Annotated in this window: 15 protein-coding genes; 9 read left to right on the forward strand and 6 right to left on the reverse strand. The window is 43.8% G+C overall.

The annotated features are described in order from the left end of the window. Nucleotide 1: 1 nt before the first annotated feature. The 6 genes from cas7c to B5D06_RS08880 form a co-directional block, all read right to left on the reverse strand. Complete coding sequence (cas7c, locus tag B5D06_RS06110; RefSeq protein ID WP_078737128.1) at nt 2-940, reverse strand: type I-C CRISPR-associated protein Cas7/Csd2; 939 nt, start codon at nt 938-940, stop codon at nt 2-4. A 46-nt stretch (nt 941-986) separates the two neighbouring features. Next, nucleotides 987-2,831: a type I-C CRISPR-associated protein Cas8c/Csd1 gene (gene cas8c, locus B5D06_RS06115; RefSeq protein WP_078737129.1), complete on the reverse strand. Its 1,845-nt coding sequence runs from the start codon at nt 2,829-2,831 to the stop codon at nt 987-989. Between the two features lie 4 nt (nt 2,832-2,835). Beyond that, on the reverse strand, nt 2,836-3,519 hold the full coding sequence (cas5c, locus tag B5D06_RS06120; RefSeq protein WP_078737166.1) for a type I-C CRISPR-associated protein Cas5c: 684 nt from the start codon (nt 3,517-3,519) through the stop codon (nt 2,836-2,838). A 27-nt stretch (nt 3,520-3,546) separates the two neighbouring features. After that, nucleotides 3,547-5,874 (reverse strand): CRISPR-associated helicase/endonuclease Cas3, encoded by a 2,328-nt coding sequence (locus B5D06_RS06125; protein ID WP_078737130.1) that lies wholly within the window; start codon nt 5,872-5,874, stop codon nt 3,547-3,549. 726 nt (nt 5,875-6,600) lie between these two features. Further along, a complete protein-coding gene (locus tag B5D06_RS06130; RefSeq protein ID WP_078737131.1) occupies nt 6,601-7,074 on the reverse strand; it encodes a PaaI family thioesterase in 474 nt (157 codons plus the stop codon). Nucleotides 7,075-7,401: 327 nt separating this feature from the next. Then, complete coding sequence (locus B5D06_RS08880; protein ID WP_143742629.1) at nt 7,402-7,638, reverse strand: hypothetical protein; 237 nt, start codon at nt 7,636-7,638, stop codon at nt 7,402-7,404. Between the two features lie 11 nt (nt 7,639-7,649). Here B5D06_RS08880 and B5D06_RS06135 point away from each other — a divergent pair, with 11 nt between their 5' ends. The 9 genes from B5D06_RS06135 (at nt 7,650) to B5D06_RS06175 (ending at nt 14,652) form a co-directional block, all read left to right on the forward strand. Beyond that, nucleotides 7,650-7,958 (forward strand): hypothetical protein, encoded by a 309-nt coding sequence (locus B5D06_RS06135; protein WP_078737132.1) that lies wholly within the window; start codon nt 7,650-7,652, stop codon nt 7,956-7,958. 95 nt (nt 7,959-8,053) lie between these two features. Then, nucleotides 8,054-8,326 (forward strand): hypothetical protein, encoded by a 273-nt coding sequence (locus B5D06_RS06140; protein ID WP_078737133.1) that lies wholly within the window; start codon nt 8,054-8,056, stop codon nt 8,324-8,326. A gap of 160 nt (nt 8,327-8,486) precedes the next feature. Beyond that, entirely contained in the window at nt 8,487-9,590 is a 1,104-nt protein-coding gene (gene ychF / locus B5D06_RS06145; RefSeq protein WP_078737134.1) for a redox-regulated ATPase YchF, read from the forward strand. 97 nt (nt 9,591-9,687) lie between these two features. Further along, nucleotides 9,688-10,872, forward strand: a complete 1,185-nt coding sequence (locus B5D06_RS06150) for an N-acetylmuramoyl-L-alanine amidase family protein (protein WP_078737135.1) — start codon at nt 9,688-9,690, stop codon at nt 10,870-10,872. 49 nt (nt 10,873-10,921) lie between these two features. Then, nucleotides 10,922-11,824, forward strand: a complete 903-nt coding sequence (locus B5D06_RS06155; RefSeq protein ID WP_078737136.1) for an MlaD family protein — start codon at nt 10,922-10,924, stop codon at nt 11,822-11,824. Between the two features lie 2 nt (nt 11,825-11,826). Then, on the forward strand, nt 11,827-12,684 hold the full coding sequence (locus B5D06_RS06160) for a hypothetical protein (RefSeq protein WP_078737137.1): 858 nt from the start codon (nt 11,827-11,829) through the stop codon (nt 12,682-12,684). Between the two features lie 82 nt (nt 12,685-12,766). Continuing rightward, a complete protein-coding gene (locus B5D06_RS06165) occupies nt 12,767-13,441 on the forward strand; it encodes a DUF4271 domain-containing protein (protein WP_078737138.1) in 675 nt (224 codons plus the stop codon). Nucleotides 13,442-13,466: 25 nt separating this feature from the next. Then, on the forward strand, nt 13,467-14,225 hold the full coding sequence (locus B5D06_RS06170) for a uroporphyrinogen-III synthase (protein ID WP_078737139.1): 759 nt from the start codon (nt 13,467-13,469) through the stop codon (nt 14,223-14,225). Beyond that, a complete protein-coding gene (locus tag B5D06_RS06175) occupies nt 14,212-14,652 on the forward strand; it encodes a ribonuclease P protein component (protein ID WP_078737140.1) in 441 nt (146 codons plus the stop codon). The genes B5D06_RS06170 and B5D06_RS06175 overlap by 14 nt, the downstream gene beginning before the upstream one ends. Nucleotides 14,653-14,657 lie beyond the last annotated feature (5 nt).

Below are 14,657 nucleotides of genomic sequence, written 5' to 3' on the forward strand. Positions count from 1 at the left end.
TTTAGAACTTTTCGATTAATTCGACATTATTGGGGCAAGCACTTTTGTCTATTAAAATCTCGTAATCATCAAATGAGCGAGCTACTCCATCGGTTTTCTTTCTCTTAATTTGTATAAGGTCAAAGAGACGATGAGCAGGAGCATTGCCCAGTTTGCTCTCGTGCTTGAAGATGATAAGTTTGCGAGCAGACATAAGGCCTCGTGAGGCAGAGCGGTCTATCTCAAACATATTTTCGATAGCTTCCCATAGCAACTCCAAATCGCCTTCGCTAAACCCAGTAGTTTCTGCGCAGTAGGGGGTTATGAATCCATGACAACGATAAAGAGCATAAGAGATGGTGTGCTTTGTACCCATAGCTTGGTTAGGTCCTTGTGCATTTTCATTTTCCTTGTTGGTATCATTTTCATTTTCCTTTTTTTCGGCATCTTTTTTATCCGTCTTAGCCATACGGGTAATGCTGTGCTCTTCTTCGTATATAGGGTCAATGCTTCTGGAGAAGGTAAGCTGTACAGCTCCACGTACTTGACCTGCTTTGGCCGAGTTCTCTCCTGTAGACATTACTGCACCAAATGTGCGAACATCGTAGTAGTGTTTACACATAGCCTCTCTGTTAGCTTGTTCTTTCTCTTCTCCTTTGAGTTTCTTTCCCTCTGGTTGACTTTCTACTAATTTGGCGTTCTCTTTGAGGGTTTCGTTTAGCAAAGATCCTTGTCGGATGAATAATTGGTGGGTCTCCTTCAGTTCAGGTCGCTCCTGTGTTAAGAGCTCTATGTAGTTACGTATCTTTCTCTTAATGCAGACATCTGTCACGAGGCCGTGCCCTGTCTCTGAATCGGATCTGGGGGCATTAGCTCCGTCTGGGTCTCCATTAGGATTGCCGTCTACTACATCGAAAAGGAGTACAAACTCGTAGCGATTTTTAATAACTTCTTGATTCATAATGATATTGATATTTATTTAGCAATTATAGTTTTGATAATATGGGTTATTTAGATTTTTGGGGATTTTCCTCCTCCTTTTTTTTGTCGTTTTGGGGGTCTATAGGGGGAAGAGTACGTAGTTCTTTGCTCTGGTGGTAGTATCCGTTATCAAACATATTTTGCTGATCAAGGGTGAATCTTTGAGGGAATACCAGTTCTGAACCAGGGAAAAGGTTACGGATTTCCTGATGTACTTTGGTGAGAAAGTAAGCCGTCTTTGGCTTATTTCGAGAGATTTTGCGGATGTGCTTTTGGTGAAGAACTGTCATCTTATGGAATACAGTTCTGGGAACTACGCTGGCCTTGGAGTAGAATCGATCCTTAATAGAGGTATTTACATCCCCCAAGGCTTTTTCTTGTGTGTACTCGTAGAGTGCGAGTAGGCGACCTCCCAGGTAGCCTACATCAGTTTGATTTTTGTCTAGTCCTACTTGCATGACGATATTTCTTTTTTGAAAACGATTTTTTCTATTTATAAATGCCTTAAGAATGGCAGCTCGCATCTCAGTTACATTCCTTTCCCTTCTATTTTTTCGTAAGCAGAGTTTTTGAACTAATGAGGGATAAGGCTTATTCTTGACGATACTCTCAATGAGTTCTTCAAGAAGGTGAGTAGACATCTTATCTATTTTCTTACCCTTAGGCATGATGGAGTATATGATTTTATGCAGAGACTGAGGCTGAGGCATTGGATCTATCTTGCCATTCCACTTGATAATATGGAAGTCTTCCATGTGTGTTAGGATATTCTGGGTCATCTCTTGAACTGTACCCTCTGCCCAGAATTTGACGGCAATTCTACCCGAGTTAGGCATTAGTCCCAGCATAAAGAATCGTTCTTTTCCATAGTCGATTCCATTAAGGCTGTTTTTACCTCCCGCATACATTTTCATTGCTTTACGAAGATTCTCTACCCCTTTTTCTGGATCTTCTGAGGGTGTATCACTGTCATCTTTGGATTGCTTAGAAGTCTCTAACTCGAAGGCGAACTTTTGATAGTTACTTATAAACTCTCGATCTAATAGGCTACTCCAGAAGATATATACGGTATTACCGATTCGAAGAGAGGTGCCATTGTCCTTACGCAATAGTTCCTTAAGAGCTGTTCCGATAGCATCCGATGCTTCGAATGAAATGGGGGCGTTAAAACCTTGCTGTTTGCCATAGGAGTCGAAGCCCGAGGCTTTTTGGATTCCTATTAAGGGACCGCTGTCTTTTCCTAAAGCAATTTTTTCGTGAGTTGGGGCAATGGAGCTGTCTTGTTTTCCTGTTACGATGCAGGTCATGCGACCATGGGGTTCATGATTTTCCCTAATGCGAGGATCCATAACCTCTATTACTTCTGGTAGAGATGCTACCTCTATTCTATCTTTATCCTCTATGACAAATGTGATACGTCCACCCTTAGAAGACTTAATTTCAGAGATTAGTTGATCCTCTCTTGCTTTTAGATATTCTTCTTTTTGATAAAATAGTTTGACGGCTTTAATAGATACAGTATCGGGTAACTCCAATACCCTTTTATTGAAAGCATCGAATTGTGCAGGGTAGTTTTTCTTATCACTATCGTTATCGGTCTTAGGAATGCCCAAAAGGTAGCCACAGTGATCCCATAATGTCTGTGCTTCTACCTGGCTGGTGCGTGCATTGTCTTTCGGGATGAGATAGAGTTGGTTGTCCGTTTTTTCGATACGAACGAATGTGCCATCCGACTTAATGACCACAATATAGGGGATGGTTTTCCATTCCATGCCTGGAGGGGCTATTTTACGCCCTCCCTCCTCTTCGTCCAGCTGTTCTTGATAAGCAGCCAGCTTCCAGTAGTAGTTGTATAGAGCTTGTAGTATCATAGGTTTAGCGTAATATTTTTTCTTTATCCTCTTCTATGTGTGGTACAGTAATAACTCCATGCTCCATATAGGCATTGAAAAAAAGGGGATTGGGAGCTTTAGGATTGCTCTCAAAGTCTAAATCGAAGAGCATGTAGCCCAAACTTCTTGTATCATCGATACCTTCTTGGTACTCTGCATTGGGTTCGAACTCAAAAGAGCAGCTGAATTCTCTACACCCGAGATAGGGTTGTGTGAAGCATTGACCTCGAGAGGCACGCCTTTCAAATATATCGTGGTACTTCTCGGGTGTCTCGGCTTCGGGGTGCTTGCACTGCTTTTGCTGCTCTTTACTTCGACACTCTAATGGGATGAATTCCATTTCGGCGAAGATGCGATAGCATACATCTTTCAGAATGTACGCTGTACGTTGCGTGCGTTTGCTATTCACATCTATAGGACCGCTTTTGAGGTTCATAACACTCGAAACTTCATTGCGCCGTACCGATGTTTTTCGGATAGGATTGTGTACCTCGATGCGACGGATATGCCACTTTATGGCGGGTTTCCAGAATATGGCTTGGAAGATGTTCCTTGCTGCTGATGGAGTGATGACTTCGTAGCTAACGCGCTCTACCTTCATCTCTGGCCGAGTAAAGCATGCAAAGTCGCCTCTTAGGCGAATGCAAAATTCTTTCTTATCTTTCATAGGAGTCAAATGATGTTTGCTCATAAATTATACTAATTGCGGTTCCTCTAAATAGTAGTTGGTCATAGTTACGCCCAGTTCGTCGCTATAGCTTCTTTTATCGGTAAGTATCAATATGGGATTCTTTTCTTCTCCAAAGAAGTGTACGATAGATATACTTCCCTGCTTGAAAAGCTCTTCCAAATCTTTTTTTCTAAGTCCTACACGTAGCCTCTGAAGGCTTCGTAGCTCATCTCGCTCGAGCCAATGGTGGTTCATAATCTTATTAATAATCTTTTCTCCCGCCTCTGTATAGGGTACAAATAGATCGAAATTACCCTCATTATCTATAAGCCTAAAAGCTTTCTGTGCACTCTCGAAGTTGAGTTTTATATCCTGAGTTACCTTGATATTCCAGAGGTGCTGTAGCATATTTCCTTTGTCAAAATCCTTGTGTCTACCATAGAGTTTCCGATAGTATTCTTTACTAATCTCAGGGTCGTGTAGGTCTACATTTTGCCCTGCGAGTACTTCTTCTGTAGCATACTGGCTTTTTGATAAAGCGGGAAATGAGGTATTGACATCCGTTAGCTTAAAGATGTAGACATTACCCTTGGAAGAAAGCCTACCCTCTCGATTACACCGCCCAGCAGCCTGAATAATCGAGTCTAAGCCACTGTAAGCTCTATAAACAATGGGAAAGTCTAAATCTACGCCTGCCTCTATGAGTTGAGTACTGATGACAATTGTAGGCAGTTTTGAGGATACACGGTGTCTGATTTGCGCTATCTGCTTGCCAAGATGTTCTGAGCACATCATGCGTGATAGGTGTATAAGCCCATCGCCAGACGTGCCACGTATATCTCTGAGTGCTTCGTAGAGGAGACATGCTTCCTTTCTACTATTTACAATGCATAGAGCGGAAGAATACTGGGATAGCTCCAAAGCAAGCTCTTTGATGCTGTAGTTTTTTATATCGAGATGGTATTTTACTCTTTCGAAATGGGCAAATAAGGTGGCATCGTAGGGGACAACCTCCTCTATCGGAGTTTTGATATTATAGAGCCCTGCTGTTCTGTTTAGTGATTTGATAGACTCATCAAATACTGGTTGGGTGGCGGTACACAGTAGTGTTTGCGTTCCACAACATCTGGAGAGGCTTTCGATACTTCTGAGCATCGGGCTGAGTTGCTCGGTAGGGAAAGCTTGACACTCATCAAATAGTAGCACGGAGTTGGCTATGGAGTGTACTTTTCTACATTTTGAGGGTCTATTGGCAAATAGGGACTCGAAGAACTGCACATTCGTTGTTACGATAATCGGTACATCCTGCCAGTTGTCGGCGAGGAGCTTGAGCCGGCTACTTTCCCCCTCTTGAGAAGAGCTTGACTGCTCTGTTTCTATCCTTTTAGTATCTATATCTGAGTGATGCTCTAAAATGGCATCTGCACCGAATATATTGCGTAGTATTTGACATGTTTGTGTAATGATGCTGGTAAAAGGAAGCACAACGATGATTCGCTCCAGGTGGTGGCGTTCAGCAGTCTCCAGAGCCCAAGCCATTGAGGAGAGTGTTTTGCCCCCACCCGTTGGCAGAAATAGCGAGTAAATGCCCTTGGGAGCCGTTTCTCCGTGTCTTTTGCACTGAGATAGGAATAGACTTCTCGCTCGATTGATTTCTGAGTCGGCAACGAACTGCTCGGTGTGTGCATATAGTTTCTCTCGCAGGCTACACCATATTTGATTTTGATATAGAGTTTGGAATCTTTCCCTTTGTTGGGCTATGTTGGGAGCCATGAATAACTCTGTGTCTCTAGCATCGGCATCCACCAGACATGAGAAGATCATCCGGATAAGCATTTGTATGTCACTACGCCCTTCTTTTGATTTGAGTAGCTCTTTAAGTCCTGTCTCTAATTGCAGAGACCATGTAGGTGCCTCGTGGAAGAGTTGTTTTTGAGCTGTCGATTTCTCATATATAAGCTTCTCGTTATCTGACTCTATCCTGCTTGAGAGGTCGCTATAATCGTATAGACCGCGATGGTGCGAGGCTATACAGAAAGAGGCTATTCTGCCCAATCGTTGAGGTAAGAGCTTATTGGCATAAAGAGCCCCAGAGGCACTATGAGGGGTTGAGAGCGGTGTGCCCTCTATTAGGCCTCTGCTTCTTAATAGGTAGTTCTGCCAGTCTGGATTGTATTTGCCGAGGTCGTGTATCGCCCCGAGAAGCTCGCCGAAAGAATGCCACTCTTCTCCTAAGGCATTAGTCAAGAAGTTGCTGCATAGCTTTGCAACACCTTCTTGGTGCTCACTCATGCTCTGTACCCTTGCGTCATCGCTTATGTGAGCTATGGCAGTTGCTGTATAGGTGTTCATATTATCCAATGAAATATCCTTGCAAATCGATGCTCCGATTTAATTCTGTTTTAATATCAATCTTTTGTGCAAAAGAAATACTTCATGTTATATATAGCAATATCTTCAAGTAATTTTTTTGTGTTATGTACTATAGCATTATTATTTTATAGGATAGAAATGTCAGATTAGTATTACTTTTGCGATAGTATCTTCCTGGTTTAGGAAGCCTTGGGTGAGTTAAAAATCTTGGAGGCTACCCTCTTGGAAGAGGCTAATCTGATTTGTAGCCTTTCTGGGCTACGTGAGTTGAAATATGTTTTATATGAGGGTTAAGTAGATTCTCTTTGGGCTGTATTCGAACGTTTGACGTGGATACAGCCCTTTTTCTTCTTGAGAAAAGGCTGGAGCAAGCTATATAGTTAGTGTGGGAGGTCGCCAAAAAGAAATCCCTCACATCGATTGTCGGTGTAGGGGATTGTTGTAAGATAAGTAGGCTTCCGTGCTTACTTTTCGGCAGAGCGTTGCCGTGTTTCAAAAGGTATAACCCTTTCATTTGTTTACACGGAGGGTTTTGTAAGTTTGCACGGACCCTTTTGGTCAAAAGGGTTAATGGTTTTTCTCGAAAGGGTTAGTCCTTTCTTCGGACACCTTCTGTGGGCTGTTGAGAAGGGAGTGAAGGAGTCCTTTTTACTGCCCCTTGCTCCCCTCGATACCCTTTTTGAAAACTTCCGTAAGGCTCGCTATTTAGGGGTGGGCAGGTATGCGCACTGCCACCATCATAGCCGTGGCAGTTTTCTTATCGCCCACCCACATCTCCATTTTCATAATGACTTTGCGAGCTCCTACTTCGGTAGGCGTGGCTATAATCCTAAGCTCTTGTTGCATGGGAGTGGGAGTCAAGTAATCGACCTCCAAGTGGGCAGTAACGAAGCGGTCGATATTCTCTGCCGTAACTTCTATACCATGATGCACCATGTAAAAACCTGCCGCCGAACCCGTACCGTGGCAATCGAAAAACATAGCAATGGCTCCGCCGTAGAGGTTATGAGGCACTCCTCCTGTATAGTAGTCGGGCGGTGTAATGCGACACTCGGCTTCTGTGCCACTATCAGTTAGATAACTTTTTATATGTAGCCCCGTGGGGTGTACCTGTCCGCAACCAAAGCAGTGACTATACTCGGGAGCGTAAAGCTCTTGTAGGGAGGTAGGGTATTTCATCGTTATGCGTGGATTAAGTTTTCTTATTGCGCCGACAAAGATACCCTATTTGGAAAGAGAGACCAACAGCCACCCCTCTACCTATTACCATTCGTCTTTTTAAGAATGGACAAGAGGCTTTTTTATGGTATGACTATGCTCGCGCTGTTATGGGTAGACGATTACACAAAAAAGCCCATATATCTTTTGAAAAGTTTTCTCCTATGATAACTTTAGTTTGCACAGGTAGAAACTCGAGTTTGTACAGGAGGAAATTTTTGTTACGTGCTATGCAAAGAAAAGATATAACTTTGCCTCTACCTGTTTTAACTATTTAATGTATAAGATTTAATAAATAGTTATTTGAAGTACAAGGATAGCTTTTGATGCTCTACTTGATGGAATGATGATAGGAATTTCGGCATTAGGAGCGGGACGAATAGTTACGGCAGTTATTGTTGTATTTACTATCGGAAAGACTATTGTAAGGTTATGCGATTGATAGTCTTCGAAATAAATGAAGAATATCTTGATTGTGTGAGAATGGCACACAGAGATTATGGTGACCAGAAGTAAAGGATTCATTTCAAACACAAATGAAAGAGAAGGGGTATAATGTAGGTTTTATAGCGACGACTGTAGCTTTTTTAAGCCTTTCGTTGCTGTTCTTCTTACCTATTATTGTAAGAAATCATTGGGTCACATCTATCGTAGCGTTTATTTTAGGCTCGGCGAGTTTTCTAATTTTAGTGACTACTATCGGTCGTACTCTAATAAAAAAACGACCTATAACGCGCAAATTGATTTATATCTTCATAATCTCTGTCTTTGCCCAAATAGTCTCTGTGGGGCTTTTTGCAAATGTGGTTATAGACTTCTTGGTACGAGGTTATAATCCAATCTAAATACCCTAACTTTTCGAACGAGCGATAGAAAGCAGTTTATGAACTGAAAGAATCACAATAGTAGCTATGGAACAGAAAGAAAAGAGAATGGATGTATGGAGCTTAGTTATTATAGCTCTAGCAGCTGTTGGGAGAGCTTCCTCCGATTTGTAATTTCTGACCCTAAGATACTCTTCGTGCTTGCTATGGTAGTGATGGTAGTACTCCTTTTCTGCTTGGCAGGCTATGCAGGGGCAGCCTTTAAGAGTAGGAAGAATAGCACTGCCAAAGAGCGTTGCATATCTGCACTGCTTGCGGCGATACTCCTCTTTTCGGGTTGTATATTCATACAACTCTTTTTTCCAACCTGTATGAATGGATGCGCCTGACGCTTAGTTCAGACTCCTCCGAAATAGCAAAGCAATGATTGCCTTAGGGTGGTCATTGCTTTTTTTGTACACTTTTGAGCCTCCTTTCTTTTCGGTAATATCTGCAAAAAGGCTATTTTTGTCCTGATAAACTGATAGAAATAAAGATAGTTACACAATAATGTCGTTACAATGCGGTATCGTTGGTTTGCCCAATGTAGGTAAATCGACCCTCTTCAATTGCTTATCCAATGCAAAGGCACAGTCTGCCAATTTCCCTTTTTGTACCATAGAGCCCAACGTGGGGGTTATTACAGTACCCGATGAGCGTCTCAATAAGTTGGCAGAGATCGATAAGCCTAAGCGCCTTATCCCTGCTACGGTGGAGATTGTAGATATAGCGGGTTTGGTCAAGGGCGCCAGTAAGGGCGAGGGCTTGGGCAATAAGTTTCTCGGCAATATACGAGAGACCGATGCCATACTGCACGTACTGCGTTGCTTTGACGATGATAACATCACGCACGTAGATGGCTCGGTAGACCCCATTCGAGATAAGGAAATCATCGACACCGAACTACAACTCAAAGATTTGGAAACGGTAGAGAGTCGTCTTGCTAAGCTCGAAAAGCAGGCTAAGACGGGCGGAGACAAGCAGGCTGCCCTTGTGGTAGGCGTTTTGCAGCGCTACAAAGAGGCACTCGAAAAGGGACTCAACGCACGTACCGTGCAGTTTGATAAGAAAGAGGAGCAGGAAGCGGCGCGCGAGCTTTATTTGCTTACTGCCAAACCCGTGCTTTATGTATGCAATGTAGACGAAGCCTCTGCCACTAAAGGCAATGCCTATGTAGAGCGCGTGCGCGAAGCTATTGCCAGCGAGGGGGCAGGTTTGCTCATCGTGGCAGCGAAGATAGAGAGTGAAATAGCCGAGCTGGAGACCTACGAAGAGCGTCAGATGTTCCTCGAAGAGATAGGTTTGGAAGAGTCGGGAGTAAGCCGTCTTATCCGTGCCGCCTATGCGTTGCTCAACTTGCAAACCTACTTCACTTCGGGAGCCGATGAAACAAGAGCGTGGACCTTTATCAAGGGAAGCAAAGCTCCTCAGTGTGCGGGCATCATCCATACCGATTTTGAGAAAGGATTTATCCGTGCCGAGGTTATTAAGTATGAAGATTACGTCGCTCTGGGCAGTGAGGCTGCTGTAAAAGAGGCGGGTAAAATGAATGTAGAGGGTAAGGAGTACGTGGTGCAAGATGGAGACATTATGCACTTCCGCTTCAATGTATAATTGCCGTACCCTACCCTAAGTAAGGGCTGTAAAGAGGGGTAACGCGTAGGGCTCCTCTTGTCAATAAAAATTGATTAGTGCAAAATAGGTGTGTCCTATGAAACATAAGTGGATTAAGATAGTATCGTTCTCGCTCCTCCTTCTATTGATAGGAGAGTTTGCCTCGCCATCACTACTTTTTGCTCAACGAAAGGGCAAGAATAAGTTTACGGTAGTTATCGACCCAGGACATGGGGGGAAAGATGCTGGAGCGGTAGCACACGGAGGTAGAGAGAAAGACATCAACCTTGCCGTGGGATTACGTGTGGGAGAGATGATCTCCAAGCGATTTCCTAATGTAAAGGTGCTTTATACCCGTACAACCGATGTTTTTATCGGTTTGCAGCAGCGTGCCAACTTTGCCAATAAGAACAAGGCCGATCTTTTTATGAGTATTCATACCAATTCGGCCAAGTCTTCCGCTTCGGGCGTAGAGACCTACGTACTCGGTTTGTGGCGTAACGAAGACAACTTACGTGTGGCGATGAAGGAGAATGAATCTATCCTTCTGGAGGAAAACTACGAGCGCACCTATAAGGGATTCGACCCCTCTTCGAGCGAGAGCTATATCATGTTTGAGCTTTTGCAGAATAAGCACCTCGACCAGAGTATAGAGATTGCCAAAGCGGTACAGGACCAATTGGGGGCTACCTCACTCATCAATCGAGGCGTTCGTCAGGCTGGTTTTTTGGTTATCCGAGAGACAGCTATGCCGAGTATCCTTATCGAGTTGGGTTTTATCTCCAATAGAAACGAGGCGGCCTTTTTGCTTAGTCAGCGGGGGCAACAGACCCTTGCTAACGCTATTGTAGAGGGGTTTGGCAACTACTATAAAGCCTACAACAAAAGTTTTGGGGTTACGACGGTCGAGAATACCTCCACTCCAGAGCCAGAGCCCGAGATAAGGGAGGAGGAATCTCTGCAGGAGCCTACCGTTGAGACCGAGGTAGAGCTTGCTGAGCAACCCGAGAAAGCCCCCGTAGTAGAGGAGCCTGCTAAATCGAAGGGCGAGACTTATGCCATACAGATCATGGCTTTGAAGAAGAAAGTGTCTACCAAAAATCGAGACTTTAAGGGCGAAAAGGTGCGTTGTGAGCGTAATGGTAGAAACTATTGCTACATGGTAGACATCTCGGGCAACCGTAAGATGGCAGAGAAACAGCTCAAGAAATACAAGAAGAAATTCCCTGGAGCTTATATTGTAATCTATAAGAACGGGGTACGACAGGGTACTATTTACTGATAGTAGCGGATAAAACAAGAGAATACACACCACAAAAACATACTGAACGATGAAGAAAACAACTAAAATAACGCTGGTAGGATTTTGGGTACTACTGGCCTCCTTAATCCTTTACCTGGGCGTGAATTACTTAAAGGGCCTCTCTGTTTTCAGTAGAGAGAAGTACTACTATGCTCGTTTTAAAGATGTTTCGGGGATTGTTGTAGCCTCTCCCGTTCTTATCAACGGGTATAAAGTGGGTACGGTACAGGGGTTGGAGTTTGATATGGAGCATGATGCTACCACTTTGGTAAAAGTAAATATCGACAAGTCTATACGCCTTCCCAAGGGAACATCTGCCACAGCACGCCTTTCTCTCTTCGGGGGAGCTCAATTGGATTTGCAGTTGGGTTCTTCTACCGAGATATTGGAGCAGGGAGGATATTTAGAAACCGTCCCCCCCGACAATGACCCGATGTCTGTGGTAACGAATAATATATTGCCCGCTGTGGTGCAGATGTTGCCTAAGATAGACTCTACACTTTCTGCTATCAATGCGATTGCCAACGACCCTGCGATTCTTGCTACTCTTAAGGAGGCTCATGCTACTGTACAGCGTGCCAATACGGCGATGCAAGGTATAGAGGGTGTTGTTGCCAAGGTAGATGGTTATATGAAAGGAGATGTGGCGAATATACTCCGAGCAGCAGACTCTTCTGCAGTACGTCTTGAGCGTTTTACTCGTCAGCTGGATGAAATCGAACTCAAAACATTGGTGCAAAACTTAGAGACCTCCAGCGAAGAGTTGCGTAAGATAACTCAGCAAATCAACTCCACTGATGGTACTATTGGCAAGTTGGTACACAACAATGAGCTCTATGACGAAGCCAATAGACTTTTACAAACGATAGAAACCTTGGTAGAGGATATTAAAGCTAATCCGAAGAAATATCTCAAAATAAGTGTCTTCTAACGATGAAAAGAGAGATAGCTTTTGGGGTGGGTGTTGCCCTCCTTATGACCTTAGGACTGGGAGGATGCTCCTCCGATAAGAAAGAACGTAAGCAAGCATTAGGGCAGTTGCAGAGTTATGTGGTGGAGGGGGCTTTTGAACAAGCAATACCTCTTGCCGACTCTATCGATAGTGTGTGGGCATCTGACCTTGCTTTGCGAGAGGAGGCACTTGCTTGGCGTCGTAAGGCTTTGTCGCAGAAGTACACCTTTCTCTTAGACTCCATAGAGCAGGCTCTCGAAGGGCTTCAGGTGCGTTTAGATAGCCTCGAAGAAAAGATGGTTTTTATACCCGAGAGCGAAACCCAAGAGGCTAAGTATTGTGCGCAGAATCATAGGCAGGTTCCAACGCAGATGGGTAACTATCTCTACGCTTCGGCACATCCAAAGGGCTTTTTGAGCCTTACACATTATTATATAGGTAGCAGACCTTTGAAATATGATGCTATCGGACTGACCTCTTCGCAAGAGATTGCCGTGCGCTCAAGAGTTTTCGACACAGGAGATGACCATAACCACACCTTTACGGCTGGTGGGAGGCATCATGCTACATTACAGTTGCCCCCGAATGATAGTTATGCTTTGGGGCTTTATGTATATATGTGCTATCAAGATAGTGTACCGCTAAGGGTGGAGCTACACCATGAGGGAAAAGTAGTTACTCGCTATACTCTGAGCCGTGCGGATCAGAAGCCCTTGGCGGAGACTTTCCTCTTTGCCCAATGGGTACAGCAGAGAGAAAGTCTCAAAGCACGCTATACACGTTATCAAAAGGCATTAGGACAATTAACTGAAAAAGCCCCCCTTGCGCCTCGAAGCTAAATCATTGCTACTGCTATGCCAATGTTTATGATTATATAATGAAATAAATATTCTAACTCGAAGCTAAATCATTGCTACCGCTATGCCCTATGCTTACTTTTGGACAGGACAGATTATCTACGATGTTGCTTATCTGTTACTCCTCTTAGGGTTGCTCTTTTTGGGATTTGCTTCCTATCGCATTCCTCGTCTCTATCCACGTCTTTTCGAGGCGGCTGCGTTCTATAAAGAGAGTGTTTTCTTTGAAGAGATCAAAAGGTATATATCCCCTACTTTTTTTCTCATTTTGGGGCGTTTGCAGTTCTCCCTTTCTCTGTCGCTTATCGCCTATTTTTATTTAGATTCCATAGGTAGGTTCGTTGGTATAGCTCTTGAGCAAACGCTGTTGATACTCTCCCTACTTTTCGTTGGTATCTATCTCTTTTTTGTTGTGCATAGGTTGCTTTACCGTGCATTAGGGTATGTTTACCTCTCTCTCTCGGTTTACGATTTGTGGAGAGATGGGTATAATCTTTTGGAGTGGTTATGGTCTTTTCCGCTCTACTTGGCCATACTTATGATGACCCAGCCGATGGGATTTCAGGCGGGATTATGGGTAGCGGGTATCACCTTTCTTCTTTGGAGACTTTTTGTCATACGACGTACCCTGAGTGTACTAAAAGAGACAAATATTACGTATCTACAACTTTCTTTGTACCTTTGCACCCACGAAGTAGCACCCTTTGCCTTTTGGGTATGGATTGCTATACGGGGGTAGTATTAATTTTGTATTAATAGAAAATATGACCGCACCGACCAAGAAGATACTTATATCGCAACCAGAGCCTACCTCTGGCCGATCTCCTTACTACTCTATTGCCGAAAAGTATGGATATTCTTTAGAATTTCGTCAACTCATCAAGGTGGTTACCGTAGAACCTGCAGAGTTTCGTCGCCAAAGAGTAGATATTCTTGCCCATACAGCTGTAATCCTTTCATCCAAATCGGCTATTGATAATTTCTTCACACTCACGAAAGAGTTGCGCCTTACAATACCCGAATCCATGAAATATTTCTGTCCGAGTGAGTCGATTGCTCTCTATTTGCAGAAGTATATTGTGTATCGCAAGCGCAAAGTCTTCTTTGGAGAGAACGGTCAGCTTACGGACTTGCTGGCAACTATAGCTAAGCATCCTAAGGAAACGTACTTTCTGCCCGTTTCTGAAAACCCAGAGAATGCACTCTTCGATATGCTCAATGAGAAGAAAATCACATTTAATCACGCTATAATGTATAGAACCGTAACGCGTGGATTGGATGAGGAACCAATGGCTTTTGACCATGATATTATTCTTTTTTTTAGTCCCTATGGGATTAAGGCCTTGAAGGAGCTCTGTCCCGACTTTGAGCAAGGAGATAAAGTGATAGGAGCTTTCAGCACTTCTGCCGCAGAGGCTGTGGAGCAAGCTGGCTTACGACTGGATTTTGCAGCACCAGTACCAGGTGTACCCTCTATGCCTGCCGCACTTGACCTCTATCTCTCTCAGCATGCAGAGAAGTAGGCTTCAGAAATCAGAACGAATATATTTACGAGATACGCTCCGTAGGCTCTTTGCTTGCGGGGCTACTTTTGTGGCTTATCCATTTAGGGTGGTCTATATGATGGTAGAAGAGCCTATGAAAGAGGCTCCACTTGCCATCTTGATTAGTGTGCCGAAAAAACGTTTTAAGCATGCAACAGATCGTAATCGGGTTAAGAGGTTAGTACGGGAGAGTTTCCGTCTGCAAAAAGCTCCCCTACGAGAAAAGTTGGAGGCTCGGCATACTACGCTCTGTTTTGCAGTTTTGATGATTTCTGATGAAATACCTTCTTATGCCTCGGTCTATAAGGCTATGGAGAAGATACTTCGGAGGCTTGAGCGTGAAGTGGCTAAGCAAGGCGAAGTAAGTAATGGAGGCGAAGAGCCTACCCTTTTGTCGGTTGAGTAAGTCCT

It is taken from the genome of Porphyromonas circumdentaria, assembly GCF_900167105.1.
Classification (GTDB): Bacteria; Bacteroidota; Bacteroidia; order Bacteroidales; family Porphyromonadaceae; genus Porphyromonas; species Porphyromonas circumdentaria.

Coding starts and splice junctions, on each gene's coding strand:
- cas7c (WP_078737128.1), bottom strand. CDS start 940: ATGAATCAAGAAGTTATTAAAAATCGCTACGAGTTTGTACTCCTTTTC.
- cas8c (WP_078737129.1), bottom strand. CDS start 2,831: ATGATACTACAAGCTCTATACAACTACTACTGGAAGCTGGCTGCTTAT.
- cas5c (WP_078737166.1), bottom strand. CDS start 3,519: ATGAAAGATAAGAAAGAATTTTGCATTCGCCTAAGAGGCGACTTTGCA.
- B5D06_RS06125 (WP_078737130.1), bottom strand. CDS start 5,874: ATGAACACCTATACAGCAACTGCCATAGCTCACATAAGCGATGACGCA.
- B5D06_RS06130 (WP_078737131.1), bottom strand. CDS start 7,074: ATGAAATACCCTACCTCCCTACAAGAGCTTTACGCTCCCGAGTATAGT.
- B5D06_RS08880 (WP_143742629.1), bottom strand. CDS start 7,638: ATGAATCCTTTACTTCTGGTCACCATAATCTCTGTGTGCCATTCTCAC.
- B5D06_RS06135 (WP_078737132.1), top strand. CDS start 7,650: ATGAAAGAGAAGGGGTATAATGTAGGTTTTATAGCGACGACTGTAGCT.
- B5D06_RS06140 (WP_078737133.1), top strand. CDS start 8,054: ATGGAGCTTAGTTATTATAGCTCTAGCAGCTGTTGGGAGAGCTTCCTC.
- ychF (WP_078737134.1), top strand. CDS start 8,487: ATGTCGTTACAATGCGGTATCGTTGGTTTGCCCAATGTAGGTAAATCG.
- B5D06_RS06150 (WP_078737135.1), top strand. CDS start 9,688: ATGAAACATAAGTGGATTAAGATAGTATCGTTCTCGCTCCTCCTTCTA.
- B5D06_RS06155 (WP_078737136.1), top strand. CDS start 10,922: ATGAAGAAAACAACTAAAATAACGCTGGTAGGATTTTGGGTACTACTG.
- B5D06_RS06160 (WP_078737137.1), top strand. CDS start 11,827: ATGAAAAGAGAGATAGCTTTTGGGGTGGGTGTTGCCCTCCTTATGACC.
- B5D06_RS06165 (WP_078737138.1), top strand. CDS start 12,767: ATGCCCTATGCTTACTTTTGGACAGGACAGATTATCTACGATGTTGCT.
- B5D06_RS06170 (WP_078737139.1), top strand. CDS start 13,467: ATGACCGCACCGACCAAGAAGATACTTATATCGCAACCAGAGCCTACC.
- B5D06_RS06175 (WP_078737140.1), top strand. CDS start 14,212: ATGCAGAGAAGTAGGCTTCAGAAATCAGAACGAATATATTTACGAGAT.